This window comes from Plasticicumulans sp., from assembly GCF_035331805.1.
GTDB lineage: Bacteria > Pseudomonadota > Gammaproteobacteria > Competibacterales > Competibacteraceae > Plasticicumulans.
Genome location: NZ_DAOLKE010000507.1, coordinates 1 through 1,904 on the forward strand (window position 1 = coordinate 1; position 1,904 = coordinate 1,904).

Genomic DNA, 1,904 nt, shown 5'->3' on the forward strand with positions numbered 1-1,904 from the left:
GCCGCCGTGCAGGTGCCTTCCGACTATTCCACGGTGGCGCGCGTGCTCGGGCTGTGGCCGCTGAGCGTGCTGCCGGTGCAGGCGCTCGGGGCGCGCTACCGGCAGGAAACGCTGGCGCGCCTCGCCGATCCGCCGCCATCGCCCGCCACGACGCAGCGCTTCGGTCCGCTGCCGGCACCGCCGCAGGCGGTCGGCCGGCTGCGCCGCGATGCGCTCGATGTGCCGGTGCCGACCGCCGCCCAGCTCGATGCGCTGTTCGCGCTGCACGCGCCGGTGTTCGAGATCGACGGCCGCACGGATGCCGATCTCCCCGGCCGGCCGCTGCGCCGCGCCGACGGCCGCCTCGACTTCCGGCCCGAGCCGCGCGTCTATCAGTGGCCGTCGCTGAGCCGCCTGCACGGCCGGCCGGTGCTGCAGCTGAACTGGCTGATCTGGTTCGCCGCGCGCCCGCCAGCCGCAGGTGCGCTGTACGCCGGCCGCCTCGACGGCCTGATCTGGCGCGTGACGCTCGACGCCGACGGCCGCCCGTATGTCTACGACTCGATCCACGCCTGCGGCTGCTACCACCTGCTGTTCCCGCGCGCCGGCCTGCGCCTGACGGCCGCCGCCGCGGCGCTGGCGGAAACGCCGATCGCCCCGTACCCGGCGCCGGCGTTTCGCCCCGGTCGTCATCTGCGCCTGCGCATCGCCAGCGCCACGCATTACCTGATCGCGCTCGACGAGGACGACGGCCGCCCGTTCGTGCCGTATCGCAGCGTCGATTACACCGCCCTGTATACCGACACCGATGCCGATGCCGGCACGCAGACCTTGTTCGATCCCGACGGTCTCATTCCCGGCAGCGAGCGCCCGGAGCGCTGGCTGCTGTGGCCGATGGGCGTGGCCTCGGCCGGCGCGATGCGCGAACGCGGCCGGCATGCGATCGCCTTCGTCGGCGAACGCCATTTCGACGATCCCGGCCTGCCGGCCGACTGGCTGGAGGAAAGCCCGCCATGAATCCCCGCCTGCCCCTGCTGTTCGCCCTGCTCGGCAGCCTTGCCGCCGCCCCGGCCCTCGCCGGTTCCGCCGTCGTGCGCTTCGTGCCGGGCGAGCTGAACGGCTGGCAGGTGAAATCCTTCCAGGGTGAAACCACCTACACCCCCGGCCGCATCGACGGCCGCAGCGGCCTGCACGCCGAAGCGAAAGGCACGGCTTCGGGGCTGTTCCGCGAGCAGCGCATCGACCTGACGCAGACGCCGGTGATCGCCTGGGACTGGCGGGTCGATGCGCTGCCGCAGAACGGCCCGGATGAACGCAGCAAGGCCGGCGATGATTTCGCGGCGCGCGTGTACGTGGTGATTTCGGGCGGCGTGGCATTCTGGAAGACGCGGACGCTGGTCTACGTCTGGGCTGCGCGCGAACCGGCCGGTGCGCACTGGGACAATCCGTTCACCGGCAACGCGAAGATGCTCGTGCTGCGCTCCGGCCCGAAGGACCTGCACCACTGGCAGCACGAAACCCGCAACCTCGCCGCCGACCTGCGCACGGCCTTCGGCGAGGACATCCCGGCGGTCGATGCCGTGGCGATCATGACCGACATGGACAATTCCGGGCGGGCGGCGGAAGCGTGGTACGGCGATATCGAATTCCGGGCCGCACCGTAATCCCGGCTTTCTGGACATTTCCGGTGCGCTGGCACACCCTGTCCGCGCCCCCGAACCACCCGACACTGCCGCCCGCGCTGCGAGCGCTCCGGTGCCGCCAAAATCCCGGGCAACGCTCGCAAGCGGAGTTTTCTTTTATAATCAGGATGTTGTAACCACCGCCCGCCACCTGGTCAGCGCCAAGTGCACCTCGCAACCCGCCCTCACCCGCAGCGCTCGCAAACCCAGAAGCAAGTGGTTGTTCCGGAATGTGTTTTTGAG

The 1,904-nt window shown here is 70.7% G+C and carries 2 protein-coding genes; both read left to right on the forward strand.

Annotation, left to right across the window (positions count from 1 at the left end; translation table 11 throughout):
• Nucleotides 1-996: hypothetical protein (locus PKE44_RS18885; protein WP_324554311.1), on the forward strand; the 996-nt coding region annotated here is incomplete at its 5' end.
• Nucleotides 993-1,643, forward strand: coding sequence for a DUF3047 domain-containing protein (locus PKE44_RS18890; protein ID WP_324554313.1), 651 nt, complete (start codon nucleotides 993-995; stop codon nucleotides 1,641-1,643). The genes PKE44_RS18885 and PKE44_RS18890, both read left to right, overlap by 4 nt.
• The last annotated feature ends 261 nt before the right edge of the window (nucleotides 1,644-1,904 follow it).